The organism is Pectobacterium peruviense, from assembly GCF_002847345.1.
Taxonomy (GTDB): domain Bacteria; phylum Pseudomonadota; class Gammaproteobacteria; order Enterobacterales; family Enterobacteriaceae; genus Pectobacterium; species Pectobacterium peruviense.
Genome location: NZ_LXFV01000019.1, coordinates 20,282 through 46,958, shown reverse-complemented (window position 1 = coordinate 46,958; position 26,677 = coordinate 20,282). Strand labels below are relative to the sequence as shown.

The following is a 26,677-nucleotide window of genomic DNA, read 5'->3' as shown; positions in this document are numbered from 1 at the left end:
AATATAAAGCAATGTTTAGTATAAAGCGTGTGATTTATTATCAGGAACTCATCCGGGTCGGGAGTTTCACCAAGGCGGCGAAAGCGCTGAATATCTCTCAGGCTTTTTTGTCACAGGAAATCGCGCGCCTGGAGATTGAAACGGAAAGAAAACTGATTAACAGAACCACTCGACAGTTTTCTCTGACGCCATTTGGGAAGATCTTTGCTGACAAAATTCAGGGAATGATTAAAGAACATTATGAGCTGGAACAGTTCGTTAGCAGCTATGAGGAAAGCACGGACGGCGCACTGCTGGTTGGCGTAATCCCGATTTTTAATCGTCTGGCCCACTACAATATGTTTAACCTGTTTCAGAAAGCCTACCCCAATATTGATATCTCTTTTATTGACGGCGTGAGCACCGATTTGCTGGAAAGAGTGCGCAATAGCGAGATCCATCTGTCTTTTTCGACGCCTTTCGATGAATACCTGAACGATCCTTTGTTTCATCACACCATTTGCCAGATTGACGACATTGTTGCCGTGATGGCGACGTCGCATCCCCTGGCTGATAATAAAACGCTAAGCCTGCCGCAGCTGGTAAAAGAAAAGCTGATCGTTCCGCAGAAAGGGACGGGGGAGCATGCCGCTGTTTCTGAATCCTTCACCAGACAGGGCATCAACCCCAGCTACTTTCGTGAATGTAGCAACATGGACATCATTATGGATCTGGTGATGAACCTATCCGGCGTGGTCTTCCTCTGTTCGTCTGTCGCCAAAAGCCTGACGGCTTACGACGTCGCGGTTATTCCGCTGGAAGAGCAGTTAAAAAGGACTTTCGCCATTAGCTATCTAAAACGCAGCGTGAACATCCCCATGGTGCGCCTGTTTTTGGATTTCCTGCAAGATTACAGCGAGTCTGTTCGGTAGCGCATTTTACCTCCCTCGATTCATTCAGCTGCCGCTTCCCACTATTCACACGTTTTAGGTAAATGTTGCAAATGTGAATAAATGTGAGGCGATTCAAATTATCGTTATTAATATACTTGTATGGTAGTCAGCATAAACGAATGGCTACATGCATAGAAGGATAAGTAACGTGAAGATTGTCAGCGCTGAAGTGTTTGTCACCTGCCCGGGGCGGAACTTTGTCACCCTGAAGATTACGACAGACAGCGGATTAACCGGCCTTGGTGATGCGACGCTCAACGGGCGTGAGCTGCCGGTCGCCTCTTACCTAAAAGATCATGTGTGTCCGCAGCTTATTGGCCGTGATGCGCACCAGATCGAAGACATTTGGCAGTATTTCTACAAAGGTGCTTATTGGCGTCGTGGCCCGGTAACCATGTCCGCGATTTCCGCTGTCGATACCGCGCTGTGGGACATCAAGGCTAAAGCCGCCAACATGCCGCTCTATCAGCTGTTGGGGGGCGCATCGCGCACGGGTGTGATGGTGTATTGCCACACGACCGGTCACTCGATTGATGAAGTGCTGGATGATTACGCTAAACATCGCGATCAGGGCTATAAAGCGATTCGCGTGCAGTGCGGCGTGCCCGGTATGAAAACCACCTACGGCATGGCTAAGGGCAAAGGGCTGGCGTATGAGCCTGCAACAAAAGGCAGTTTGCCGGAAGAGCAACTGTGGTCCACGGAAAAATACCTCGATTTCACGCCGAAGCTGTTTGAAGCCGTACGCGACAAATTTGGCTTCAACGAACACATGCTGCACGACATGCACCACCGCCTGACGCCGATTGAAGCGGCGCGCTTTGGTAAAAGCGTTGAGGACTATCGTCTATTCTGGATGGAAGACCCGACACCAGCGGAAAATCAGGAGTGCTTCCGTCTCATTCGTCAGCACACCGTTACGCCGATTGCGGTGGGAGAAGTCTTCAACAGCATCTGGGATTGTAAGCAACTGATTGAAGAACAGCTCATTGACTACATCCGTACCACCATTACCCACGCGGGTGGGATTACCGGTATGCGCCGCATCGCCGACTTTGCCTCGCTCTATCAGGTGCGCACCGGTTCACACGGCCCGTCGGATCTGTCGCCTATCTGCATGGCGGCGGCGCTGCATTTTGACCTCTGGGTGCCCAACTTTGGCGTGCAGGAATATATGGGTTACTCGGAGCAAATGCTGGAAGTGTTCCCACATAGTTGGACGTTCGATAACGGCTATATGCACCCAGGTGAAAAGCCGGGATTAGGCATTGAGTTCGATGAAAAGCTGGCGGCCAAATATCCCTATGACCCCGCGTATTTGCCGGTTGCCCGTCTGGAAGATGGCACGTTGTGGAATTGGTAAGAGTCGAATGGGTAATTAGAGGCCAAAATATGAAAAGCATTGTGATACAGCAGCCAAATGCGCTGGTGATTGAAGAACGTAGTATTCCGCAGCCAGCGGCAGGTGAAGTTCGGGTGAAAGTGAAGCTGGCGGGCATCTGTGGTTCCGATAGCCACATCTATCGTGGGCATAACCCTTTCGCTAAGTACCCGCGCGTAATCGGACATGAATTTTTCGGCGTGATTGAGGCGGTCGGTGACGGTGTGGATGCCGCTCGGCTGGGCGAACGCGTCTCGGTCGATCCGGTGGTGAGCTGTGGCCACTGCTACCCATGTTCAATCGGTAAGCCGAACGTTTGTACCTCGCTGGTGGTGCTGGGCGTGCATCGTGACGGTGGGTTCAGCGAGTACGCTGCTGTACCGGCGAAGAATGCGCACGTCATTCCCGATGAGATTCCTGATGAATTTGCTGTGATGGTGGAGCCTTTCACGATTTCCGCCAACGTGACCGCGCAGGTGAAACCGACAGAACAGGATGTCGCCCTGATTTATGGCGCGGGGCCGATGGGGTTGACCTCGGTTCAGGTACTGAAAGGCGTGTTCAACGTGAAGGAAGTGATCGTCGTCGACCGCATTCCTGAACGTCTGGATATGGCATTACGTAGCGGAGCGGACAGGGTCATCAACAACGCGTCGCTGTCATTAAAAGACGAATTGGAGGCGCTGAATATCAAGCCTACGCTGATCGTTGATGCCGCCTGCCATCCGTCTATTTTGCAGGAAGCGATTACGATTGCTTCTCCTGCGGCGCGTATCGCCATCATGGGCTTTTCCAGCGAACCTTGTCAGATCAGCCAGCAGGGAATTACCAGCAAAGAGCTCTCCATTTTCTCATCGCGCTTGAATGCCAATAAATTCCCTATCGTGATTGAGTGGCTGAAAGAGAAACGTATCGATCCGGCAAAGCTGATCACACACCGATTTGATTATCAGCAGGTAGTACAAGCGATTGAGGTCTTCGAAAAAGATCAAAAACGCTGCTGCAAAGTCCTGCTGACGTTTAATGATGCATGACACGTTATTGGTAACAGGGGATATATAAAAGGGAAACACACTATCGATTACAGAAAACTATAATGATTCCTTTGAAGTAATTATTTCTCTCTTAATCACTCCAGACCATAAATAACGGGCTGGAGTGGATTGCGACACCATGATGAACAGTAACTTTACTTACTGTTATTTATACCCTAAATAATTCGAGTTGCATGAAGGCGGCGACGCAGTGAATCTCAAGGAACTTACATAAGTAAGTGACTGGGGTGAGCGAGGAAACCAACGCATATGCAGCTTGAAGTATGACGGATATACCATAATTACAAAACGTCGAGAGTATATATATGAATACGAAAATAGCATCTGGACAAAATAAACCTGCAAGAAGTACCTCTGACTTAGTTAAAGCGGCGGTGTCCGGCTGGCTGGGCACGGCATTAGAATTTATGGATTTCCAGCTGTATTCGCTCGGGGCGGCACTGGTCTTTCATGAAATATTCTTCCCTGAACAATCGGCGGCGATGGCGCTGATTCTGGCAATGGGTACCTATGGGGCAGGCTATATTGCTCGTATTGTCGGTGCCTTTATTTTTGGCCGCATGGGTGACTCCATCGGTAGAAAGAAAGTGCTCTTTATTACCATCACCATGATGGGTATCTGTACCACGTTAATCGGTGTGCTGCCGACCTACGCACAGATTGGTATTTTTGCACCGATCTTGCTGGTGACCTTGCGTATTGTGCAAGGGCTAGGGGCGGGCGCGGAGATTTCCGGTGCAGGCACCATGCTGGCTGAATACGCGCCGAAAGGGAAACGCGGGATTATTTCCTCACTGGTTGCCATGGGCACCAACTGCGGCACGCTCAGCGCTACGGCTATCTGGGCTGTGATGTTTTTCACCCTTGAAAGAGAAGAGTTACTGGCATGGGGCTGGCGTGTACCGTTCCTGGCCAGCGTCGTCGTGATGATATTCGCGATCTGGCTGCGTATGAACCTGAAGGAAAGCCCAGTCTTTGAGAAAGTCAGCAATGACGTCTCTGGTACTGAAGATCCATCATCTGCTCTGGTGGTTGAGCAAAGCGAGCAAAAATCCATATTGTCGATGTTCAAAGGCAAAGCGTTTTGGCTGGCAGTCGGGTTGCGTTTCGGTCAGGCGGGAAATTCAGGATTAATTCAGACCTTCTTGGCTGGGTATTTGGTTCAAACGCTGCTGTTCGAGAAGTATATTCCGACAGATGCCTTGATGATTAGCTCTATTATCGGTTTCATCACCATTCCATTCTTAGGATGGTTGTCAGATAAAATCGGTCGTCGTGTGCCTTATATTATTCTGAATATCTCGGCGATATTGTTAGCCTACCCAATGCTCTCTCTTATCGTTGATAAAGAGAATAGCGTTAATGTCATTATCGTCAGCATTATCATTATTCATAACTTTGCGGTGCTGGGATTATTTGCACTGGAGAATATCACTCTGGCAGAAATGTTCGGCGGACGTAGCCGCTTTACGCAAATGGCGATTGCCAAAGAAACCGGTGGTTTGGTTGCCGTTGGCTTTGGTCCGGTATTAGCAGGTATTTTCTGCAACATGACCGGTTCCTGGTGGCCGATTGTTGTGATGCTGATTGTCTATTCCGTAATTGGTTTATTCGCGGCTATCTGCATGCCGGAAGTCAAAGATCGCGATTTAGATGAATTAGAAGACGCAGCATAACAGAACGCTACAGCGCTCCTGTTTGTGAAGCGGAAACAGGGATAATGGGATAGAAGAGTAAAGCGTTTGCGCCATGGATGGCGCAACCCGAGCGTACAGGGATGTATTCACAGCGTCTTTACGATCTACCCATTATCCCCGGCCCATGCAGGCTGCCATATTTTTGAATCACCTATCAGGGATAACGATGAGTATTAATGAGTTTTCTACCCTTAAACCGCAGGTTGCGGTGCCGCGTTACGACCGACGCCTGCTAAAAACACGTATTGCGCATATTGGCTTTGGCGCATTCCATCGGGCGCATCAGGCGGTCTGTGCCGATAAACTGGCGGCGGAGCAGAGCAGCGACTGGGGTTATTGCGAAATTAACCTAATTGGCGGCGAGCAGCAGATTGAGGCTATTCGCCAGCAGGATTTACTGTGGTCGGTTTCCGAAATGGCAGACAGCGGCTGGAATAGTCGGGTCATCGGCGTGGCGACGACCGCGTTGCATGCGGAAGTCGAAGGCATCGAAGCGGTGCTGGAAGCGTTAAGTGCGCCGGATATCGCTATCGTGTCGATTACCGTAACCGAGAAAGGCTATTGCCACCATCCGGCGACGGGGCAGTTGAATAGTGAACATCCGCTGATTTGCCACGATCTGGCGTTACCCGCAGAACCACGCTCCCTGCCCGGTGTGATTCTGGCTGCTATCAAATGCAGACGGGAACGTCAGCTACCGGCATTCAGCGTGATGTCCTGCGACAATATGCCGGAGAATGGGCACGTTACGCGCAACGTGATCGTGCAGTTGGCGGAACAGCAGGATGTCGAACTGGCGCGTTGGATTGAACAGCACGTCACCTTTCCCTCCACCATGGTGGACCGTATTGTCCCCGCCATTACCGAAGAAACGCTGGAAACGATCCACGGGCAACTGGGCGTCGCCGATCCGGCTGGGATCGCCTGTGAACCGTTCTTCCAGTGGGTGATTGAAGATAACTTCGTTAACGGTCGTCCCGCGTGGGAAAAGGCTGGTGCGGAGCTGGTACAGGATGTGCTGCCGTTTGAGGAAATGAAACTGCGCATGCTCAACGGCAGCCACTCGTTTCTGGCGTATCTCGGCTATCTTGCGGGCTATCAGCATATCAGCGAGTGCATGCAGGACAGCGCGTTGGTCGCGGCAGCGCACCATCTGATGCTGCGTGAACAGGCACCGACGCTGCGGACGCAGGGTGTCGATCTTGCCGCCTACGCAGGTGCGTTGCTTGATCGCTATCGTAACCGTGCGTTAAAACATCGCACCTGGCAGATTGCGATGGACGGTTCGCAAAAACTGCCACAGCGGATGCTGGATTCGATCCGCTGGCATCTGGCGAACGGTAGCCCTTTTGATGCGCTGGCGCTCGGCGTGGCGGGATGGATGCGCTATGTCGGTGGTGTGGATGAGCAAGGGCAACCGATTGAAATCAGCGATCCGCTGAAAGAGGCGATCGCCGAAACGGTGCAAAACAGTATGGAAGGGGAAAGCCGTGTCGTTGCATTGCTGGCGCTGACGGCGATTTTCGGTGAGGATTTACCGCAGAATCCCACCTTTGTGGAAGCCGTGACGCAGCACTATTTATCGCTATTAGCTAAAGGTGTGAAAGAGACGTTGCAGGCGACGGATTGGTAGGATGAAAAGCGCGGCGGGTTCGGTAACACTGACACTCGCTGCGCTAAGCGTGTATCATAAGCGGTAAATTTCTTGGCTAAGCACAGCGGCATGGATACCTCTTTTCAGATCAACAACAGCGAACCAGTCAACCAGCAAATTTATCGCGTACTGCGCAAAGACATTGTGGAATGCAATATTCCGCCGGGTAAACTGCTGTCTGAAAAAGAAATCTCTGTGCGTTTTGATGTTTCTCGCCAGCCGGTCAGAGAAGCCTTTATCAAGCTAGCCGAGGCCGGATTGGTGCAGATCATGCCGCAGCGCGGCACGTTTGTAATGAAGATCTCCGAACAGCGCGTGGCGGATGCCCGCTTTATCCGTCAGGCACTGGAATGCGCTATTGTGCGCCGTGCAGCCGAAATGGTGACGGACGAGCAGCTACTAACGCTGGAGCACAACTTGCGCCGTCAGGAACTGGCTGCGCAGAATGAGCAGGTTCGCGAGTTTCTTAGCCTCGATGACAGCTTCCATCAGCTTCTGACGCAGATTGCCAACTGTCCGCTGGCGTGGGAAACCATCGAATCGATCAAAGCGACGATGGATCGCGTGCGTTTTCTCAGCCTGAGCCAGGTTTCTCCCCCACCAAGCCTGATCCAACAGCACTACCTGATCTTTAGCGCCCTGAAAGCGCGCGATCCCGATGCGGCGGAAAAAGCGATCCGTGAGCATTTACAGGAAATGATCTATTCGATCACGCCGATTGCACAGCAGAATAGCGACTGGTTCGAGCACGTCTGAGCGGGTATTGCGATATCCCGATCGCTATAGGTCAGCCGATCGGTAATATCGTAAGCGATGGTGCTAAATACGCCATTTGCTGAGGTTGAACGTTGAGGAAGCGCGCTCTCTGCGAGATGTCCCGAGAAAATAATCGCCACATATTTTGAGAGTGTGATGATCATACTGCACTAAGGTTACTGCCAGACGGGGATAGGCCCTTGCTCAGAATATCGAGGAATGCGCTGATTCTGGGAATGGTCTGTCTGCTTTTTTGCCATGCAAGATTAATAGGTAGCCCCTCAGTAGTTAGTTCTGGCAGAACTTCTACCAGCGTACCTTGATCGAGTTGCTGTTTAATCAGCCATGAAGGAAGCTGCGCAATTCCAAGTCCTGCCAAAACGGCGGTGACCTGCCCTTCACCGTCCCCAATCGCAATCCGCGCCGGAAATGCTTTTCTTTCCGTATCATGAGGCTGACCCCCAGAGAAATGCCAGGGGGTGGTCATGCCATTATTTTCTGCATAAACGATGCAGGCATGTTGCTCCAGATCTTGCCTGTTCCTTGGTTGGCCGTTTTTAAGCAAATAGGAAGGAGATGCGCAAAAAATTTGTTGTTGAACACCTAAATATCGATGCCCTAACGTATTTGACCATATATTAGAACCTCCGATTCTAACGATGATATCAATACCCTCAACCACAGGGTCAACAAAACGGTCGGAGAAGGTAATATGCGGGGTCAGCAGGGGATGTTTTTCAATGAAATTAAGGATAACGGGTAGAACATGCAAGCGTCCGAAGGACGCTGGTAAATCGATCCGCACTTTCCCTCGAGGATCTGTCGTTTCAGACTGCATCGCAAGTTCCGCTTCTTCCAAATCCGCCAGCACGCTGGTGCAGGTGCGATAAAACGCGACACCGGAATCCGACAGTGACAAGCGTCGCGTCGTTCTATCAAATAACCTGACTTGTAGCCGACTTTCCAGTCTGGCTATCCCTTTACTGACTGCTGAACTGGTTAAATTCATTTTTTCTGCTGCCGAGGTAAAGCTCCCTACATCGGCAACGCAGACAAACAAATCAATCCCCTTTAAACGTTCTGAAGAGTACATCATGAACCTTATTGATGAATTAAATTCCCGTAAATTTGTATTTTATAACGCAAATACGAAATAAATTCACAGTAAACTCATTGATATCAACGCGACTTGATCATCCTTTTTGAAAAAATAGAGGCAGCCATGATGAATACGAAAAAAACAACCATCCTTATTACGGGGGCGACGGGCCAGATCGGCGGAGATACTTTACGTAACCTTTTGACCGATGACTCGATTACTGTTGTTGCAGCAGTAAGATCGCCAGCTAAAGCAAAAGCGTTCGAGGATAAAGGGATCCGTACCGTGATCCTTGATTTCGACAAAGTTGAAACACTGGCTCCAGCTATGGAAGGGATCGATCGCGCTTTTCTGGTTACTGGATATACCGTGGATATGTTACGTCAGAGCAAAGTATTTCTTGATGAAGCAAAAAACATGGGTATTCGCCATATCGTACATCTGGGAGCCTGTGGCCGTGACGATAGCACTGTGGCACATTGGGTTTGGCATCAATACATAGAGCGCTATATTGAATGGTCCGGTTTCTCTTTTACACATTTACGTCCGGAAACGTTTATGCAGAATCTCCTAAGTTACGATGGCACTAAGGCCATTAAAAATGGAGTAATTCAACAATATACAGGCGATGCACCATTCAGTTGGGTAGATGGTGAAGATGTCGCACTGGCTGCCGCACAGGCTCTCTTACATCCAGATAAACACGGTGGGAAGACTTACCGTTTAGGTTATGACGCCAAATCTTATGGTGAAATAGCCGCGATTATGACTGAGGTTCTCGGTCAGCCATTCCGCTATGAAGCCCTTGATCCGACACTGTTCCTTGAAAAAATGCGGGAAGCAGGTGCTGAAATGGCTTATATGCATTGTGTTTACGATAATTTCCGTAGGGTTGCTGCCAGGGATATTCCTGGCGTCGATGATACATTCGATAATTTCCCTAGTATTGTCGGTAAAGAACCCGTTCGCTGGAGAGAATTTATCGAAAAGCACAGAGATGCTTTCGCTTACTAAGCGGTATTAAATCATAAGACCATATTTGTTTTCGGAGATAGGGTTTTTTGATAACCCAGTTCTATTCGAGTACGCCTTAGTGGCTGAATTATGGCTTCCACCTTTGGTGCGATCCTCCGGTGGAAGTCATGCTAAAAGCTATTTCAGCGGCTGCGCCAATTTAATTAACCACAGCTCGTTATCGGCTTCTGGTTTCTGCAACGGTTTGATTTCCAACGTCGTATCGACCGACTTTCCGTCTCGCGTGAGTTTTCCATCGGCAGCGACCTGATAGTCGTCCGCTTTGTCCTTTGCTTTCATGGGAGAGTGCAGCACGGATTGCAGACCAAAGTCGTTGTCGTTGATGATGGCCAGCGTTTGTTTATCTACCAGCGCCAGACCTTCCACTTTCTCCTGCTGCCAGCCGAGCTTACGTAGGTCAACCAACTCCTGCTTGTGCGCCAGCGTAATACCGCGTTTCTCCAACTGAGCGAGATCGTCAAATTCCGGCGATTTACCGTCGGCATCAAATGGCGTCAGGTCGCTTGCTTTGCTTAGATCGACCAGGTAGATGCGGTTCTGCATCTGTTTGTCTTTATCCGTACCTTGCTCGACCAGCAGAATGCGCTGATTGTCCAGTGCGACGATATCGCCGATCTTGGCATCCTTCGCTTTCTTATAGCTGTCGATGTTGATGGGATAACCCAGCATGCGGCTGGTTTGGGTTTCCGGGTTAAACATCACCAGACGCGTAAACTGCGCTTTGTTTTTACTTTTGCCGTCGATATCCAGCGTACTCTGCACAGCCATGACAATGGTGCCGTCCGGCAGGCGAGTCAGCCCTTCAAAACCCCGATTCGGCTGACGCCACTTGATGATATTCGGTAAGCCGCTGGAAACCGAGTGCTCATTGCCCGTAGGCGTTGGACCGAATTTTTGCAGGATCTTCCCGCTGGCATCAACGTGGATCAGGAACGGGCCGTATTCGTCACACAGCCAGAAGCCGCCTTTGCCATCCGGCGTAACGCCTTCGGTGTCGAGTCCACGCTGGCTGGTGTTGAGCGGTTGCAGTGCGTCATTCAGCGCCACTTCATTGGTGGCACCAATAAAGTCTGCTGGTAGCGGTAGGCCAGTGATGTTGCCCTCGGCATCGTGCAGCGAGCGAGGGTTTATGGCTTCGGCCGCTTTCGCGCTGACTCGAATATCCATCATCAGCGGCGCGTAGTCAGGGCTGGCGAAGATCTTGGCGTCTTTCTCGCCGACCAGCGGCGCATCGGCATTCGGGCCACGATCGGTGACGGTGGTGAACATCAGGTCATCACCCTGTTTGCCAGTGAAATAGAGGCCAGAGCCAATGCCGACAGGCAGACCGTTGGGGAAGTTTTTGGCGAATTTGCCCTGATACGGAACCTGATCGCCTGCCGGGAAGGTGACGACATAGCGCGTCACTTTTTCTCCCTCGGCTTGCGCGCTGAACGGCAGAAATCCGGCAACCAGCAGTGCTAACAACGTGTGTTTCATGCTATTCCCCATCAAATGTCATTCTGGCGGTGGCTACGGTGCGGTGACCGTGCCGCCTGTCGTGGATGAAGGGCTGTCTTCCTTCGTTTTCTCTTTTTCTTTCACACCACCCGGATTGGGCCGTGGGTAATCATAATCAATACGTAGAGGATGTGCGTACGCACTGTTCCACAGTTGTGTATAGAGCATGTCTACCCGCTGCGCCATCGCTGGGTTCTGAATCACCATCTCCAGATTACGCGAGTTATCCAGATAGCCGCCGCTCCAGTTACTGGTGCCGATCCAGGCTTTTTTGCCATCGATGGTCATGATCTTGCTGTGAATCACGCGGGCAAAAGGAATGAAGCCGCTGCTGGCTTGGGGTATCGACACCGTTTTTATCTGGATATTCGGGAGCAATGCCAGACTTTTCAGGTAGGCGATATTCGGCATTTTGGTGCTCCATTCGGACACCATCAGCTCTATCTGTACGCCGCGTGCGGCGGCGGTGCGAATCGCATTATCGATAACCGCATAGTACGGGCGCGTTTTATCGGAGCCGTAGGAGAGCGGGACATAATCCATCACCTGAATGCGAACCTGTTGCTGGGCTTCCGCCAGCAGACGAGGGAGTTCTTCTTCGGAATCAATCACGCCAGCGGGATTAAATGCTTTGGGGCTGGCGACCAGATAGTTGCCCGAACGGTCAACGGCGTCCGTCGATGCGGGTAGCGGTGGAACGGTTTCACCGCTAGCCAGTCGTGCCTGTGCCTGCCAGTCTTGTTCAAAAATGGCGCTAATCTGCTTAACCACGTGCGGATCGTCGATCAATAGCCCCGTTTCGTGAATGTGCTCCAGTGCTCGCCAGTCAAGATTCTGGCTACCCATGTAAGCCTGTTTGCCATCAACCAGCAGGTATTTGGCATGCACAATACCGCCGCTCAGACGTTCAAAGGGAATCACGCGCAGTTCCAGATTTGGAATGGTTTTGAGCTGATCCAGCGTGTCCTGCGTGGAGATTTTTATCCCTTTTTCTTCGATCAACAGGCGGATTCGCACGCCGCGTTCTCCGGCGGCACGCAGATGCTGCAAGACGCTATCGAAGCGTGTGCCAGCCTGATTAGCGACATAGAATTGGCCCAGTTCAATCGTGTGCTGGGCGTTATCAAACAGCGATATCCACACCGCATCGCTAGGGCGTAAATCGGGGGCGGTCAGCGTGGTTTCTACCGGGGCGTCATACACTAATTCATAGCCGGGAATGCGATAGCCGCTCGCACTAGGGTCGGCATGGGCTGACGCACTGACAATAAACAATACGCCTCCTGCTAGCAGCGTGTTGATGGAATGCTTCCAGCGTCGCCCCGGATAGGTGAAACCACCACGATTAAGCATAGCGTTTCTCCGCCATCGCTTTCTCTGTCATGGAATTATGTGCCACCGCAGGGCCCGCTTTCTGTTGGCGAGTATGCGGCATTCCGGCGCGAATCAGCAGGACTTTCAGCATTTCGTTGATGTGTTCCATCCGGCTTTGCAGGAAATTATTCCCCAACAGGCACACCAGCGCGATGGCGATCCCCAACCCGGTAGCGTACAGCGCAGTTCCCATTCCGGCAGAAACCTGACTTGGGTCGGAAATTCCGGCGGCGGACAGGGCTTTGAAGGTTTCGATGATCCCCATGATGGTGCCGAGCAGCCCCAGCAACGGTGCTGCGGTAACGACGGTTTCCAGAATCCATAGCCCGCGAGACAGCTGCGGCTTACTTTGCAGATATTGTGCGTCGATCAGGTCGTTAAGCGCATCGCGGTTTTCTGCCTGATGTGACTGCGCCAGAACGGGGGTGACTACCGTGATAGGCAGGCTGGGGCGCTGGGTCAGTGCGTCCGGCAGATCGTGAACGTGGCGAATATCCGCCGTTAGCGCACGGTCCAGACGTTTGGCCTGCCGACGCGTGTAGGAAAAATAGAGACTGCGTTCGATGATGATCATCAGGGCGATCACCAGTGAGGCGTACATGACGTAGAAAATAATCTCGTGCAGCATATCGGCGTTCATGGCCTGATCCTTCTGTTGCCTTGTTGGGCGTGATTTGTGATGACGATGTCCGTCGGGCGGGTGTAATGGGTAGATCGTAAAGACGCTGCGAGTACATCCCTGTAAGCTCGAGCCGCGCAGATATGAATCTCATCCCTGAGATTCACCCTTTCAGGGCCGTCGCAAGCGACGTTCAAAAAACGTTCCTGACGTTTTTGTCCCTGGCGCGGACGCTTTACTCTTCTATCCCATTATCCCCGTTTTGCTCTGTGCTTCGGCTATTAACGAATTAGAACGTGGCTTCCAGAGAGGCGCTGAAGGTGCGTTCTTCCCCGACGTTGTAAAACGGTGTGCCTGCCGATACGCCGTTATACGATCTTGAGTTGAAGCTCACTGAGCGCGCCGAGTCGAGATACTCTTTGTCGAACAGGTTGCTGACGCCAAAGCGTAAGGTGGCACTTTTCACGATCTTCTTATCCACTGGCAGATAGACACCGGCGCTGAGATCGAAAACGGTACGCCCACCGATTTTCTCGTCATTGGTCATATCGCCGTAGAACGAACCGACGTAGCGGCTATTCACGCCGGCGTAGTAGAGGCCGTCGTCATAGCCCAGCCCGAGGTTGAGCATATTTTTCGGCGCATTAGCGACCTGCTTACCCGTGGTGGGAAGCTGGCTGCCGCTGGTGGCGAGATTACTTTTCTGCTCGGTATCGGTATAGGTGTAAGCGGCGAAGTAGTTGAAGTTATGAGGTAGTTTGCCGCTCCACTCCAGTTCCAGCCCTTTGTTTTCTACTTTCCCAGCATTGATCATTTCGTAATCGCCGTTGGCGTCACGGCTGGAGATCTGGCGATCGGTAAAGCGGATAAAGAACAGCGAGGCGCTCAGCAGCATGTCCTCATCCTGGAAGCGCCAGCCGAGTTCCTGATTCCAGCTCAGCTCAGGTTTGGTATTGATGGAATCGCCAACGTTGTACAAGACGTAGTTGGGCGGGGTGCGCATATTGCGCGTGATGTTATAGAACAGCTGATTTTCGGTATTGATGCGGTAAGCCGCGTTAAAGCTGGGCAGGAATTCGTGGTACTTCTTGTTCTTTTTCTCTGCAACGTTATACAGGCTGCCGAGGTTGGTGCCGTCACGTTCTACGTGCTGATAGGCCAAACCGCCAGTGAACGTCCATTCTGGTGAGAAGAACCAGGTGTCCTGTACCCAGATTTTATGTGCTGGCGTGACGGTAAACTGGTTACGGCCCTGAACCACTTTCCCGTTAGCGTCAGTGATCTGATTCGCATCGCCGGGTTTGCCGGAGACGTTAACGGGGTTGCCGTCACTCTGGATCGGAATGAATGGCTGCGTTTGGCGTTGGCGGGCACGTTCGAACCAGTAGCCGATATCCAGGCTATGCTCGTCGTTAAGATCCCATTTCAGTTTGGTGGTGATCCCCGGTCGCCAGGTTTCCGTCCACGACGGGCGGTAGTAGGTGTTAGAGGTCAGATTACTGAGATCGTAGTTACCTGCACGGTCTGATGTTGCAGACAATACGCTGGCGCTTCCGCTGCCAAAGCTGCCGCCGTTTGTCGAGAAATAGTAGGGCTGTAAGGTCAGCGCCAGATTATCGCGTAGCTGCAATTTCTGAGTGAATGTGACGTTCAGCGTTTCAAAGTTATTACGGTTGAGTTTGTAGTATTGGGAAATCTGTCCACGGTTGTTGTAAACGGGCGCGGTGGCGTAATCCATCGTACGACCGTTTTGCTCGAACTGCCGTTTGCTCAGCGTCGAATAGTTGATGGTATCTTGCTGATTATATTTCACGATCAGGCTGCTGCTGTGGCCATTTTCATGTTCGTACAGGCCATTCCACTCGACTTTGTCGGCGCGGGAATACCCTGCGCCACGCCATTTGTCGGAATCGGTATACGAGTAAGAAAGCCAACTGCTGAAGCCGTTGTGTTTACCGGTTTCCAAGCGTGCGAAGGTCTTACTGAGGTTGTTACTGCCGAATGTCTGCTTAACGAAGCCGCCAAACTCTTTCGCCGGACGGTGGGAAACCAGCCCAATGTTACCGCCGCTGGCACCGATGTGCGGGCCATCCATTTCTGACGAACCTTGGGTAACGAAAATCTGCTCCAGGTTTTCTGGGTCGCCCATCCCGTTCGGGTACACGGCGTAGTCGCCAGAGTCATTGACGGGAATGCCGTCCGACGACAGGCCGACTTGATCCGCACTCATGCCGCGCATGGTATAGCTGACGCCGCTCAAGCCGCTGGCGTCATTGCTGCTGACGTTCAGGCCCGCGGTGTATTTCAGTTTATCGATGGCGTTGCCTGCTGCGGGCATTTTGTCCAGCGCGTCTTTTGTCACGGTCGAGCGCGATTTGGCGCTGTCTTCCTGAACCATTAGCCCTGCGCCGAGCGGTTGCCCCTGAACGTTGATGGTGCCGACATTTGTCGCTTCCTCCGCCAGCGCGGAGCTTGCCAATAACGCGCCGACGACGGACAAACATACCCCAGAAAGTTTGAACGGTTTCATTTAATTATCCTAGTATTATCAGTAATGTACTGTTGACGTTGTTTTGCTGATTTCACTCTCTTGCTCAGGTGCGAAACGCTACTGCGCCTGATAATCAAACGTGGCTAAAAAGCGTTTTGTGCTTTGTCCTGCAAAGGCATCGGCAGGGAAGGCCCGAACCTGTTTGATGCTCTGTAAACTGGCCTGTGCCGCGCGGTTCAGCAGCATGTTGGGCGCTTTGCTGTTGATCCCAGAATTGATGACTCGCCCTGTGCGATCGACTTCCAGCCAGACTTCAACCCGACCTTCGGGACGTTCAAGCGATGCCTGTCGTCCAGTCGGGTAGCGTTTGGTTTGTTCAAGCTGTGCGCGTAGCGCCTGTGCATAGCTATTTTCCAGCGCGGCGACATTCACCGACGGCGCGGATGGCGCAGCATTCGTAGCTGGTGCTGGGCGCTTGACCGGCGCTTCCGGGCGTGGCGCAGTCGGCTTAGCGGGCGTGGGCGTCGGTTTCGGCTTGGTTTCTACCTTGGGCTTAACCTCGGGTTTAGGCTTCGGTTTCACTTCCGGTTTAGGGGGAGTAACCGGCGGTGTTTCTATAATCGGGTCTGGCTCATCAACCGGAATCGGCTCGGGTTCTGGTTCCGGCTGTGGTACGGGTTCCGGTTCTGGGAGCGGTTCGGGCTGGGGAATCGGTTCCGGTTCAGCCAGCGTGAGCGCCATGACCGTTTCGTCGTATTGCTGCTGAACTTTCAGCGGCGGCTGTTGGCTGGCGAAGAACATGCAGGTGGCAAAGACCGGTAACGGCAACCAGCTGATGGCGTGGCGTGAGCGATAGAGCAGATACATGTCACGATTTCCGGGTGGCGATAGAAATGGACGAGAAGCCCCCCTGACGCAGGGTATCCATGACGGCGACTAGACGCTCAACCTCGACGCTTTTATCGCTGTTGATAATGATGGTGGTTTGCTGGTCTTGCTGCTGCTGTTGCAGCGTATTGATGAGATCGCTCAGCGCCATCGGCTGCCCGTCTAGCTCGAGTTGATCCTGTGCGCCAAGCGTGATGATCGCTTTTTTCTGTGGCTTGAGTTGCTGTGCGCTGCCTGCGGCGGGGAGCTGTGTTTTCAGGCCGAGCGCTGGAATAACGTTCATGCTGATCAGGACAAAGAAGACCAACAGGAACATCATCACATCGATCATGGGAACCAAATCGATGTGGGCTTTTTGTTTTTTAGGTTCGTTCCAGTTTCTCATTACTCATTTCCCTACAGGCGCGAATGTCTGCATGTCTGAACAGGGCAATCCGCGTGGCGCCGAAACAAAGCAGCCAATATAGGTAGGGTTTGTTTAATTTTTTTTACATTTATGTGATTATTTTTTCATGTTGATACGTTTTGATGGTAATTTTTTGTCAAAAAATAAGTTTTTTGATGTTTTTACATCATTAATTAACAGCAGTGGGAGAATCCCCAGAGAAAGGAAAAGTACGCTAGGCGAGTGAAAAAGGAATAGCCAGTGAAGCCACTGGCCGAGGAGTTATTCTTTGACCGGATAGCTATCCTTTTCCGCGTGGTTTCCTGAAGGCGAAAAAGAGTTGCAGCGTGTTGCATAGCACCAGAAAAGCGGTGACGACGAACACCCAGCGGAATCCCATCAGTGCGGACACGCCGGATCCCATCAGCGGCCCCAGCACGTTGCCCAGATACATGAATGACTGGTTATAGCCGAAGATGCGGCCTGTCACCTGCTGGCTGCTGTATTTGACTAATAGCGCCTGTACGGTTGGCATCAATGCCCCATCGGCAAAGCCCAGCATGAAGCGCAGGATGCCGAGCTGTGTGGGGCTTTGTACCAGCGCCATGACGAGGAATAGCAGTACGCTGATTGCCAGCGCCGCGATCAGGACGCGCTGCGCGCCGATTCGGTCGCCCAAACGGCCAAGGCGTGGCGCAGATAGTAGGGCGGAAACACCGGGAATCGCCGCAATCACGCCGCTGATAAAGGCAATATTGTCCGTGCCGGGAGCCAGATCGCGGATGAACAGCGTCAGAATAGGGCTGATAGAGCCGTTTGCCATCTGAATCATCATCGTCGTAATGAACAGACAGATGATCAGTGCGGGATAAGGCAGAGAAGCGAAGACGGCTTTCCCGCTCAGCCTATTTTCTTTGGTGACCTTAACGACGCTCTCTTTAATCGCGAAAAGCGTAATCAGGAAGCTGGTGAACAGCATGCCGCCGGTGATGAAAAAGACGATGCGTAGCCCGATGTAGTCGGCCATAAAGCCGCCGAATAAGGGGCCGAGGATGACGCCAGCAATCTGCCCGGTTGATAGCATACCGAGTGCCCAGCCGCTTTTTTCACGTGGAACCTGTGAGGCGATCAGCGCCATCGCGTTGGGGATATACCCAGAGGTCAGCCCCATTAACGAGCGTAGGATGAACAACTGCCACACGTTGGTCGCCAACCCTTGCAGCGACATCACGATCGCCATGCCGAGTGCGGCGCGCAGCAGCATAAGCTTGCGGCCTTTACGGTCTGCGAGGCTTCCCCACAGTGGCGCAACGATGGCAGAGATCAGAAAAGACGAACTGAAGATCAAACCGGACCACAAGCTCAGCGACTCGTGCGAACTAACACCAAGCTGTTCGATGTACAGCGGCAGAAAGGGCAATATCTGGCTCATGGCCAGCCCGGTGAAAAAACATCCCAGCCAGGCAGAGAAGAGGTTAAGTTTCCAGGTTTCCATGGGGGTCGGAACGAGCCTTCATCAGCGAATAACCAATGGCGAAATCGCGGTGACTGCGAGTGAAAAAGTGTGCTAACCGACAGAGAATAGCGCTCAATTAATAACGTGCAGTGACTAAAATTTCGTCTTTCATCATGAGCATAGCATAGCTCGTGGTGTATTGGTCACTGAGGGTAATGATTCGCAACAAAAGAAAACCAGCGCGGGTAGGGGATAGCATCGATGAATTTTGTTATGTGACCTGCGTCACAAAAAATTAGCTTTTGCTCAACAGGAGTTGTACAATTCACCACCATAAGGCAGACCACTGCCAGTAAGACAAATGCAACTCCATCGCGTCATTAGAATAACGATCTGAGTAAAACCAAGGTGAAAAAAGTGCGTAACTTCTTCAAAAAAATGCTGGCGGCTTACCTGAATACTTATAAAGACGTGCCGCCTGGCGCACTGTTCTAGAATCTGTGCTATGCATCGCATCAAACAGGCCGCCATATTGGCGGCCTGTTTATTTATGGAGCCGACTTATTTTTAGAACCAACATGGTGTGGTTCTAAGTCAACTCCCCTTTTCGTGGTGAGATTATTTCGTGCTGTAGACCGGCACCGCCGTTACTTCTGGCACCGCGTCAGTCAGGTAAGCACCAGATGCGCTGCTTCTGACTTCCTCTTCATCAATAAAACCATAGAACACGCCCTGCGATGCGGAAGCGCCGCGAATTTCCGCGTCCCCGCGCATCTGCGCATTGCCTGACAGCACAATGCCGCGCTCATAGGCTCCCGGCCCCATGAAGACCGTATGCAGTCGCGCGTTATCGCGCACGATAGTATTGCCCTGCATTACTGTCAGGCCGCTGACAACGGCGCGTCCTTCCACCGTTCCGCTCAGAATCGTTGCACGATCTTCAATTCTGGCGTTATCCCTCACCGTACCACCGATGACGCGAGCATAAGGCCCGACGTATGCGGTAGGCGCGACATTCGCGGAGTTAGATACCCAGCCGCCGCCGTTGGCATGGCGAGAACCATTAGCCGTTGGATTCGGTGCGCCGGGTTGGCTGCCTTCCGGCCAGACGCCGGTGAAATCAGCCATCCACGGATAGCGGTAAAGGGAGTAGTAAGCCTGATCCCACTTGATCTTCTGCATTTGCGACGGTGTACCCATTACCACCATGTAAATGCCGCTATCGTCCTGTCGGATGGTGAAGTTTTTCACCGTGGCTGACGCGCCGCGCTGCAATTCGCTGTAGCGTGAAACGCCGTCTGAACCGATAGCGACAATACCCCAGCGCCAGTCGGAATTCGGCTGCGGCATTGCTGCTGGATCATTTTTCAGCCCAGGGAAGCGGGTAATGGCCGATTTACTCTGCACCATGCCGCGGAATTTAACGGTGATTTTCGTCGCACCGCTTTCTGGGATCAGCCGGACGATGTTGTAGCCCAGTTGCTGCGGAGCCTGATCGAACGGTACGGAGAAGCGTCGCAGGCTAGCGCTGGCACCGGTAACTGGTTCAAGCGCCGTGGTTCTCAGCAAGCGGTCGGCGTTATTCTGGTTGGGTTGGACTGCACCATAGCTGCCGTAGGTGGAGCGGTAAAAACGACCACGGTCGAAGCCGTCTGGATCGACGTAATCCCAGTTGACGTTGTGCATCGCCCAGTCACCGAAGACATCGTTGAATTCGGACTGGCTCCAGCCCATGTTGCTACGCAGAACGGATAGCGGATCGGCAGTAGACTGGCCGCTTTCGCCCCCTTTCGGCGCTTTTGACCACATATCGTTGATGGCGCTATAGCCAAAGCGGTTTTTCAGATATTCCATAAACTGCCAGTTGCAGTAACGGTTACGTGTTGACCCCAGATAAATATGTGAATAGTTGACCTGCATTTCCGAACAGTGTGCTGACGTACCGCGGAATTCATCCATCTGGTGCGTCATCCAGTTCGCATGGGATTCCCAAATCCAGCCAACGTAGTTTTCTCCGCCCGCACCCTGGAAGCCACCAGTTTGCCCTTGCAGCGCATGGGTAAATTCGTGCGCCAGCCCCCAGTTATCCTTAAGCGAGGCGGGGCCGATCCACATTCCCATACTGCCACCGCCTGCAATACCTCCGCTGAGCCCAAAAGTAGGATCGATGTGGATATTGGCTTTATATTTCACGGTTTGTTTGCAGTAAGGTTCGGGATACTGAATTTGGTTAATGAACTTATCCCAAATTTGTTCCAGTTTCTGCCCTGCGGCAACCGCATCATTGCGGTTAACGTCGTTATTATTCCAGCGGAAGGCAAAGTGCTCTGTCTGGTATTTTACGGAAGGCATATCGGTGATGGCATTGTCCACCTGCCAGTTACCTGCGACACAAGCCTCGGCGGCGTTGGCCGTATTGATCATTAATGCGCCACTTAAAACGAGTAGACAGTTTAGCGGCGTGAGAAGTGTTTTTATTGTTGGCATAAATCCTTTTCCTAGCATGAATATTGCTAATCAGCCTTATTATTTCACGGGAATATATAAGGCCCCATCCCAAGGCCATCATGGCCTATATCCGTCATGCTTCAAACTGCCCGTGCGTTGTCGCTTGCATGCAGTTGGAATTATTCAGGAGCTATTTTGCTTAAGTAAAAAATATATCGACCCCTGTAGGGTGAGGTCGATTGGATTATAGATTAATTTTATCTTGTTACCTATTTCATTTTAAATTTTGGTTATGCTCTGGTTTCCTAAAATGAATATGGCTATTGGTGTAAATCTTTATTATCCAATAAAGCAGGCTGGCTGCTAGTAACGAATTAAATGCTGGCACGCCCCACTCAAAGGCTAACCCGATGAGGGCACCGACAATACTGGCAATAATAGCTGGCCAGCCAATCAGCGGCGTTTGTGTGATATCGGGCAATTTCCCTTCGGCACGGCTGGTGTCGAGCAGCGTTCTGTGAGTGCGTAAAATATAATAATCAACCAGCATCACACCGATAATGGGTGGGAACAGTACGCCCAATAGCGTCAGAAAATCGATAAAGCGATCCAGAATACCCGCTACGGATAGTGCGGTGCCGATAAGGCCAATCACCAGCGTTATTGAGACATAGCGTAATTTTTTCCCTGTGACGCCCTCTATGGCATTGGCGATCCCTAAAGAGGAGGAATAAAGATTGATATCGTTCACTCTCAATGTCGAAAATATAACGGCAATCAGCCCGATACCACCAGCCGCCTGAGACATGATTGTCACAACATCTGCGGTATTGAGCGCGCGGGCAATAATGATGGCAAGGCCATTCACAATAAACTCGCCGACAATAATCGACAGCATTGTCATCCAGAACACGTGCTTTCCTTTTTGGGAATAGCGTGTCATATCTGGAGTAATTAAGCTGGCAACGATGCAACCACCGACCACCATCGTTGCGCCGGCACTAATGGAAATAGCCTCACCGTTAGGCGCTGATGCGATCAGTTCAGCGATATTGTGGCCGGATAGCGTCATTATCGAAATGTAGCCGATAACGATGATAAACATTGGCACGGCGATTTTGGCGGTGAAACGTAGTGCTTTGAAACCAAAGGCCACCAGCAGCGTCAGCGCAATACCGGATAGGGCGGCGGACCAGCCAAAACCGAGCTTATCCGCCATGGCGAAGTTGAGTGCTTTGGCGAACACGGCATTTTGGACGCCGAACCAGCCGATAAGGCTAACGGCGATAACCAGCCCAATAAGGACGGAACCCATACGGCCAAAGCCGCACCAGCGTGCGAGCAGGCTGCCCGACATACCTTCTTTCATCCCCGCATAGCCAAGCCCTACGGTCACTACGCCAAAAATGGCGCTACCAATAAAGATGGCAAGAAATGCCTGACTTAGCGTCATTGAATGGCCAAGCACTGCACCTAACATAAACTGGTCTAGCGCGGTTAACATGCCGATATGCACTAATGCCACGTTTAAGAAAGGCAGCCGAACATTCAGCGGAACGCGGTTGACGGGATAATCATCTATTTTTTCCATGTAGATATGTTCTCTTATATAAATTGAATGCCTTTCTCGATGAGAGAATTAGGGATATAACCATCGATTCCCATATGGCGACAGAATTCCTCAAATTGAGGTAGTGAGTGCGCCTCTGCCTTTTGATACATGTTATATATTCGATTCTCGATTGTTTTTGGTGATACGTTCATTTTCCTTGCGATTTCTTTATTTGATAAACGCTGTAATATCAGAAAGATAATATCTAATTCTGACTGGGTGAAAATGCTGGTAGTTAGCTCCGTTTGTAATGTAGTAGGCTTTTTTTGGTCTATATAGATGAGTGGAGACCGGGTGTCCAGAGGTCTGGCATTCCATATGGTCCCAATGCAAAGTTTATTCTCATCAAAGATGGGGATCTTTTCGCTCACGAAGGGGGTCAGCGTTTTCTTTCCATACCAATAGTGCGTTTCTATTACAGTTACGCGCTGTTCACTATTTTCTGTCAGCCTGTCATGTTCTTTTAAATCGTCGGAAAGTTCCGCCCAACTGGCAGGAAATTCATCATCAAGTCGTCCTTCAATATCAAAACTCATCGGCGTATTGGTATAAAGGTAAGCGGCTTTATTCATGTAAACATGGCGTGATGATAAATCTTTAATACCCCATGGTTCATTTAAACACTCCATCATAATAATCAGATTGCGAATATAATCAGTCATGTTTGTTTGTGATGATGGCATCCTGCCCTCCTTAATAGGTCGGGATTAATTCAACGGATTAATTTAGCTAAATAATGTCGAGTATGTTTGTGCGCATACCCCGGCAGATTTCCATACTCTTTGTATCCCAGTTTTTCGTAGAATCCCTTAGCCTGGAATGCGAATGTATCTACGTAGGCCAGATGGCAATCGCGTTTTAACGCTTCTTTTTCAGCAGCTTGCATAAGTTGTCGACCAAGGCCGCTTTTACGATACTTCTCACTAACCCAAAGATATTGAACCTCCAATGCTCCCCACCAAGTTCTGGAGATTAATCCTGCGATAATATTATTATCATCGTCTTTGAAATTTAAAAATAGAGGAGAAATATCAACAGCATCATACTGCGCGTTGTGTTTCCAGAGGCTCGCTATGACAAACTCTTCTTCATCCGACTCTGGTGTATCAGTAACATTCAAATTCATTACAATAAGCCTCATTATTAGTACGCTAAATTATACTTCCAATATGAATATTTCTTTATCATATTAAATATTTTTAGGCAAGGGTGAATTTCACTCGTTCTTAGGCCTCTATATTGGCCTATGATAAGAAACATAATCTGATATTTATTGATTATATGTTGATAAAAATAAGAAATTAAGTGCGTATTAGCCTCGCCAGGGAAAATACCAGACTATTTATAACGAAAATGCATTCTGTGTCAGAAAATATGTTTTTTATGAATCGGTTACTCTTTGATTCTTCCTCTTGACTGACCTATCACTCAGCTCGGTTTGTGCCAGCGAAGTGCATTACCGTTTCGCTGGCCTTCTATCTCCTTCATCCTCCTCCCCCCACCAACGTATGTTGCGCCATGTGTAAAAAGGTGACGCCACGGCGACTACCTAGCCGATAAAACCCTGCTCAACCGGTCAAGTGAATATGTCGTTGTATCAGGAAAAATTCTGGATCGTCGCGTCACCGGAATGGCTATTTCTGTCTAGAAGCATCTTCAGTAAGACGATTATCGGTTTAGGTTTGCCGTGAGGGATTGAACCGATACTGAAATCACTCAGGCAGACGTCGGATGACGCTGGCCGTTCTTGGGCGGACTGAGCTGTTATAAATGTCACGTATGTTCTTTTTGTAACAATACCTTGTTAACGACATGGTGATTTATTCTTTTCTATCAGTTTGTATTTTAAGGAAATTAACCATTTCATTGAAATAACAATAATAATGCGTATAGTTATCATTTACCTTTCTGTGCAAATGTTGACAAGAAACGCATCAGCATCTCGCCAAAATCATCATTCGTTAACCAAGGATATACCATGTCTTTTGGAGTTACTCGCGCCGGAAAAACGCGCGTTTGTGATTCTTCGCTGGCTGGAACAAAACCATTCGGAGTCTCTCTTCTCGCCCTATTGATTTCTGCCTCTTTCCTGCCTGCTCAGGCTATTGCCGAAGAAAATCCTGCCTCAGGCGACACGCTTGTTGTCAGCGCTAACGCCAATGCTAATGCAGAAGCCAGCGATCCACAGGATTACAGCGTGAAAGTCACTAGCGCCGGAACGAAGATGACGCTGACGCCACGCGATATCCCGCAGTCGGTGAGTGTTATTAGTCAGCAGCGTATCGAAGATCAGAACCTGCAAACGATTGGCGAGGTGATGGCGAACACCACGGGTGTGTCCTCTAAAGCTATTGATTCTGAACGTATGACGTATTTCGCTCGTGGTTTCCTTATCAATAACTATCTGTTCGACGGGATTCCGACGGTGGTTGATGATATTTGGAACTTTGGCGACTCCGCTTCGGATGCGGCGATCTATGACCGCATCGAAGTGGTACGCGGTGCGACGGGACTAATGACGGGAACGGGTAACCCTTCTGCGGCGGTAAACATGGTGCGCAAGCATGCGGACAGCCGCGAGTTCAAAGGCTCGGTGTCCGGCAGCTACGGCTCATGGGATAAACAGCGCATGGTGACCGATCTGTCTGCGCCGCTGACAGAATCCGGTAACGTGCGCGGACGTGTAGTCGCGGGCTATCAGGATAACGACACCTGGCTCGATCGTTACCACAGCCGTAAAAAATTCCTCTACGGTGTGATTGATGCTGATGTAACAGATTCCACCACGTTATCGCTTGGCTATGATTACCAAGATAATCACAACACTAACTCAACGTGGGGAGGTTTGCCGACATGGTACAGTGATGGAAGTCGTGTTCGTTTTGATCGCAGCTTGAACTCCGCGCCTAACTGGAGCTATACCGATACAACGTCGAAAAAGGTGTTCGCAGGATTGACCCAGCGTTTTGATAACGGCTGGCAGGTGCGTATGAACGGAACGCATGACGAGACGAATTTTGACTCGAAACAGATGTATGCCAACGGTTTCCCAGATAAAAATACAGGTCTGCTTGTCGATCCTTATTATCCCGCTTATAACGCTGGAGCCTATGGTGGGTGGAATAGAGGGAAGCGTAAAATCGACTCTGTCGATACCTATGCAACTGGCCCATTTGAGCTATTAGGTCGCCAGCATGAGTTGGTGGTAGGGGCGAGTTATAGTAAACAAAGTAATGACTACAATAACTCTTATCCTACAAGCGCAATGACTCCCGACGATATCGGTAACTATTTCAACTGGAATGGTAATATTGCCGACCCTGCATGGAGTGCTTGGCAACCCTACGAAAATTCTACGACACGTCAGAAATCCGCCTACACTTCAGCACGCTTCTCGCTGACCGATCCGCTGCACCTGATCATTGGTGCGCGTTACACAGATTGGAGCGTGGACGGATCTTCGGATAGCGATAGCAGAAACCGGATTACGCCGTATGCTGGATTGGTGTATGACATCAACGATACTTGGTCGACGTATGCCAGCTATACCGATATTTTCCAGCCGAACAACAAGCGCGATATTAATAAAACTTACTTGCAGCCGACCACGGGCAGAAACTACGAAACGGGTCTGAAAGGGGATTGGTATAACAGTCGCTTGACAGCGTCGGTTTCAGTTTTCCGTATTGAGCAGGATCACGTTGCACAGACGGATAGCAGCCGTTTTGCAGGATCGAACGAGACAATTTATTACGCTGTTGACGGTGTCGTTAGTAAAGGTATTGAGTTTGAAGTTAATGGCGCGGTGACGGATAACCTGCAAATGACGTTTGGCGGCTCGCGCTATGTTGTTGACGATCAAGATGGCAAGTCGGTCAACCCAGAACAGCCGCGCACGTCGTTCAAGCTGTTTACCCGCTACCAGTTACCAACGTTGCCGGAGCTAACCGTTGGCGGCGGCGTGAATTGGCAAAATGGTATCTGGCAGGAGGGTTCTGGCCCGCAAAATACCACGCTGCGTGCCGAGCAAGGCAGCTACGCGCTGGTTAACCTGTTTAGCCGCTATCAGGTCACTAAACAGCTGGCGGTACAGGCGAATATCAACAACCTGTTTGATAAAGAGTACAACGACTACCTTGCGCCTTATGCCGTTTATGGCGCGCCTCGCAGCGTCTCGATGACGGTCAACTATAATTTCTAAGTTGATATTTTGAGCTGATGAATAAGTATCGGTTCAAGAATGTAGGTGTAGCATCACTCGTGTTGTAATACTGTTTCCTCGCTCACCATATCGG

The 26,677-nt window shown here is 50.7% G+C and carries 21 protein-coding genes; 9 read left to right on the top strand and 12 right to left on the bottom strand.

Annotated features, from left to right (window positions below):
- The first annotated feature begins 11 nt into the window (after positions 1 to 11).
- The 6 genes from A0G03_RS14735 to A0G03_RS14710 all read left to right on the top strand — a co-directional run bounded on the left by A0G03_RS14735 (position 12) and on the right by A0G03_RS14710 (position 7,475).
- Complete coding sequence (locus A0G03_RS14735; protein WP_048258915.1) at positions 12 to 911, top strand: LysR family transcriptional regulator; 900 nt, start codon at positions 12 to 14, stop codon at positions 909 to 911.
- A 169-nt stretch (positions 912 to 1,080) separates the two neighbouring features.
- Entirely contained in the window at positions 1,081 to 2,295 is a 1,215-nt protein-coding gene (manD, locus tag A0G03_RS14730) for a D-mannonate dehydratase ManD (RefSeq protein ID WP_048258916.1), read from the top strand.
- 29 nt (positions 2,296 to 2,324) lie between these two features.
- A complete protein-coding gene (locus tag A0G03_RS14725; RefSeq protein WP_048258917.1) occupies positions 2,325 to 3,347 on the top strand; it encodes a Zn-dependent oxidoreductase in 1,023 nt (340 codons plus the stop codon).
- A 326-nt stretch (positions 3,348 to 3,673) separates the two neighbouring features.
- The gene (locus tag A0G03_RS14720; RefSeq protein WP_048258918.1) at positions 3,674 to 5,044 is read left to right on the top strand and encodes an MFS transporter; all 1,371 of its coding nucleotides are present in this window, start codon (positions 3,674 to 3,676) and stop codon (positions 5,042 to 5,044) included.
- A 187-nt stretch (positions 5,045 to 5,231) separates the two neighbouring features.
- Complete coding sequence (locus A0G03_RS14715; RefSeq protein ID WP_048258919.1) at positions 5,232 to 6,698, top strand: mannitol dehydrogenase family protein; 1,467 nt, start codon at positions 5,232 to 5,234, stop codon at positions 6,696 to 6,698.
- Positions 6,699 to 6,788: 90 nt separating this feature from the next.
- The gene (locus A0G03_RS14710; RefSeq protein WP_048258920.1) at positions 6,789 to 7,475 is read left to right on the top strand and encodes a GntR family transcriptional regulator; all 687 of its coding nucleotides are present in this window, start codon (positions 6,789 to 6,791) and stop codon (positions 7,473 to 7,475) included.
- A 160-nt stretch (positions 7,476 to 7,635) separates the two neighbouring features.
- On the opposite strand, the gene A0G03_RS14705 is transcribed toward A0G03_RS14710, so the two are convergent.
- A complete protein-coding gene (locus A0G03_RS14705; RefSeq protein ID WP_223250532.1) occupies positions 7,636 to 8,571 on the bottom strand; it encodes a LysR family transcriptional regulator in 936 nt (311 codons plus the stop codon).
- A 126-nt stretch (positions 8,572 to 8,697) separates the two neighbouring features.
- Between A0G03_RS14705 and A0G03_RS14700 the strand changes: the two genes are divergently transcribed.
- Positions 8,698 to 9,588 (top strand): SDR family oxidoreductase, encoded by an 891-nt coding sequence (locus A0G03_RS14700; protein WP_198528808.1) that lies wholly within the window; start codon positions 8,698 to 8,700, stop codon positions 9,586 to 9,588.
- A gap of 138 nt (positions 9,589 to 9,726) precedes the next feature.
- On the opposite strand, the gene A0G03_RS14695 is transcribed toward A0G03_RS14700, so the two are convergent.
- From A0G03_RS14695 to A0G03_RS14665, 7 genes are all read right to left on the bottom strand, one after another.
- Positions 9,727 to 11,088: an esterase-like activity of phytase family protein gene (locus A0G03_RS14695; RefSeq protein WP_048258922.1), complete on the bottom strand. Its 1,362-nt coding sequence runs from the start codon at positions 11,086 to 11,088 to the stop codon at positions 9,727 to 9,729.
- A gap of 33 nt (positions 11,089 to 11,121) precedes the next feature.
- On the bottom strand, positions 11,122 to 12,462 hold the full coding sequence (locus tag A0G03_RS14690) for a phospholipase D-like domain-containing protein (RefSeq protein ID WP_048258923.1): 1,341 nt from the start codon (positions 12,460 to 12,462) through the stop codon (positions 11,122 to 11,124).
- The gene (locus tag A0G03_RS14685; RefSeq protein ID WP_048258924.1) at positions 12,455 to 13,123 is read right to left on the bottom strand and encodes a MotA/TolQ/ExbB proton channel family protein; all 669 of its coding nucleotides are present in this window, start codon (positions 13,121 to 13,123) and stop codon (positions 12,455 to 12,457) included. Before A0G03_RS14685 ends, A0G03_RS14690 begins: the two co-directional genes overlap by 8 nt.
- Positions 13,124 to 13,391: 268 nt before the next feature.
- The gene (locus A0G03_RS14680) at positions 13,392 to 15,632 is read right to left on the bottom strand and encodes a TonB-dependent receptor family protein (protein ID WP_048258925.1); all 2,241 of its coding nucleotides are present in this window, start codon (positions 15,630 to 15,632) and stop codon (positions 13,392 to 13,394) included.
- 78 nt (positions 15,633 to 15,710) lie between these two features.
- A complete protein-coding gene (locus tag A0G03_RS14675) occupies positions 15,711 to 16,460 on the bottom strand; it encodes an energy transducer TonB (protein ID WP_048258926.1) in 750 nt (249 codons plus the stop codon).
- A 1-nt stretch (position 16,461) separates the two neighbouring features.
- Positions 16,462 to 16,866, bottom strand: a complete 405-nt coding sequence (locus tag A0G03_RS14670; protein ID WP_048258927.1) for an ExbD/TolR family protein — start codon at positions 16,864 to 16,866, stop codon at positions 16,462 to 16,464.
- Between the two features lie 301 nt (positions 16,867 to 17,167).
- The gene (locus tag A0G03_RS14665) at positions 17,168 to 18,361 is read right to left on the bottom strand and encodes a multidrug efflux MFS transporter (RefSeq protein ID WP_048258928.1); all 1,194 of its coding nucleotides are present in this window, start codon (positions 18,359 to 18,361) and stop codon (positions 17,168 to 17,170) included.
- Between the two features lie 369 nt (positions 18,362 to 18,730).
- Here A0G03_RS14665 and azuC point away from each other — a divergent pair, with 369 nt between their 5' ends.
- Positions 18,731 to 18,817, top strand: coding sequence for a stress response protein AzuC (azuC, locus tag A0G03_RS22120; protein WP_085996941.1), 87 nt, complete (start codon positions 18,731 to 18,733; stop codon positions 18,815 to 18,817).
- Positions 18,818 to 18,940: 123 nt separating this feature from the next.
- On the opposite strand, the gene A0G03_RS14660 is transcribed toward azuC, so the two are convergent.
- The 4 genes from A0G03_RS14660 to A0G03_RS14645 all read right to left on the bottom strand — a co-directional run bounded on the left by A0G03_RS14660 (position 18,941) and on the right by A0G03_RS14645 (position 23,508).
- Positions 18,941 to 20,809 (bottom strand): Svx/AvrXca family virulence/avirulence protein, encoded by a 1,869-nt coding sequence (locus tag A0G03_RS14660; protein WP_048258929.1) that lies wholly within the window; start codon positions 20,807 to 20,809, stop codon positions 18,941 to 18,943.
- 235 nt (positions 20,810 to 21,044) lie between these two features.
- Entirely contained in the window at positions 21,045 to 22,361 is a 1,317-nt protein-coding gene (locus A0G03_RS14655) for a cytosine permease (protein ID WP_048258930.1), read from the bottom strand.
- Between the two features lie 14 nt (positions 22,362 to 22,375).
- Positions 22,376 to 23,065, bottom strand: a complete 690-nt coding sequence (locus A0G03_RS14650; RefSeq protein ID WP_048258931.1) for a helix-turn-helix transcriptional regulator — start codon at positions 23,063 to 23,065, stop codon at positions 22,376 to 22,378.
- Positions 23,066 to 23,094: 29 nt separating this feature from the next.
- Positions 23,095 to 23,508, bottom strand: a complete 414-nt coding sequence (locus tag A0G03_RS14645) for a GNAT family N-acetyltransferase (protein ID WP_048258932.1) — start codon at positions 23,506 to 23,508, stop codon at positions 23,095 to 23,097.
- An 852-nt stretch (positions 23,509 to 24,360) separates the two neighbouring features.
- Here A0G03_RS14645 and fhuE point away from each other — a divergent pair.
- Positions 24,361 to 26,583, top strand: a complete 2,223-nt coding sequence (fhuE, locus tag A0G03_RS14640; RefSeq protein ID WP_048258933.1) for a ferric-rhodotorulic acid/ferric-coprogen receptor FhuE — start codon at positions 24,361 to 24,363, stop codon at positions 26,581 to 26,583.
- The last annotated feature ends 94 nt before the right edge of the window (positions 26,584 to 26,677 follow it).

What these genes read in the sequence shown, in the direction of transcription:
- A0G03_RS14700 (WP_198528808.1), top strand. Translation starts at nt 8,698, where the DNA reads ATGATGAATACGAAAAAAACAACCATCCTTATTACGGGGGCGACGGGC.
- A0G03_RS14685 (WP_048258924.1), bottom strand. Translation starts at nt 13,123, where the DNA reads ATGAACGCCGATATGCTGCACGAGATTATTTTCTACGTCATGTACGCC.
- A0G03_RS14665 (WP_048258928.1), bottom strand. Translation starts at nt 18,361, where the DNA reads ATGGAAACCTGGAAACTTAACCTCTTCTCTGCCTGGCTGGGATGTTTT.
- A0G03_RS14655 (WP_048258930.1), bottom strand. Translation starts at nt 22,361, where the DNA reads ATGGAAAAAATAGATGATTATCCCGTCAACCGCGTTCCGCTGAATGTT.
- A0G03_RS14650 (WP_048258931.1), bottom strand. Translation starts at nt 23,065, where the DNA reads ATGCCATCATCACAAACAAACATGACTGATTATATTCGCAATCTGATT.
- A0G03_RS14670 (WP_048258927.1), bottom strand. Translation starts at nt 16,866, where the DNA reads ATGAGAAACTGGAACGAACCTAAAAAACAAAAAGCCCACATCGATTTG.
- A0G03_RS14725 (WP_048258917.1), top strand. Translation starts at nt 2,325, where the DNA reads ATGAAAAGCATTGTGATACAGCAGCCAAATGCGCTGGTGATTGAAGAA.
- A0G03_RS14690 (WP_048258923.1), bottom strand. Translation starts at nt 12,462, where the DNA reads ATGCTTAATCGTGGTGGTTTCACCTATCCGGGGCGACGCTGGAAGCAT.
- A0G03_RS14660 (WP_048258929.1), bottom strand. Translation starts at nt 20,809, where the DNA reads ATGCCAACAATAAAAACACTTCTCACGCCGCTAAACTGTCTACTCGTT.
- A0G03_RS14715 (WP_048258919.1), top strand. Translation starts at nt 5,232, where the DNA reads ATGAGTATTAATGAGTTTTCTACCCTTAAACCGCAGGTTGCGGTGCCG.
- A0G03_RS14710 (WP_048258920.1), top strand. Translation starts at nt 6,789, where the DNA reads ATGGATACCTCTTTTCAGATCAACAACAGCGAACCAGTCAACCAGCAA.
- A0G03_RS14705 (WP_223250532.1), bottom strand. Translation starts at nt 8,571, where the DNA reads ATGATGTACTCTTCAGAACGTTTAAAGGGGATTGATTTGTTTGTCTGC.
- A0G03_RS14645 (WP_048258932.1), bottom strand. Translation starts at nt 23,508, where the DNA reads ATGAATTTGAATGTTACTGATACACCAGAGTCGGATGAAGAAGAGTTT.
- A0G03_RS14680 (WP_048258925.1), bottom strand. Translation starts at nt 15,632, where the DNA reads ATGAAACCGTTCAAACTTTCTGGGGTATGTTTGTCCGTCGTCGGCGCG.
- A0G03_RS14735 (WP_048258915.1), top strand. Translation starts at nt 12, where the DNA reads ATGTTTAGTATAAAGCGTGTGATTTATTATCAGGAACTCATCCGGGTC.
- A0G03_RS14720 (WP_048258918.1), top strand. Translation starts at nt 3,674, where the DNA reads ATGAATACGAAAATAGCATCTGGACAAAATAAACCTGCAAGAAGTACC.
- A0G03_RS14695 (WP_048258922.1), bottom strand. Translation starts at nt 11,088, where the DNA reads ATGAAACACACGTTGTTAGCACTGCTGGTTGCCGGATTTCTGCCGTTC.
- A0G03_RS14675 (WP_048258926.1), bottom strand. Translation starts at nt 16,460, where the DNA reads ATGTATCTGCTCTATCGCTCACGCCACGCCATCAGCTGGTTGCCGTTA.
- fhuE (WP_048258933.1), top strand. Translation starts at nt 24,361, where the DNA reads ATGTCTTTTGGAGTTACTCGCGCCGGAAAAACGCGCGTTTGTGATTCT.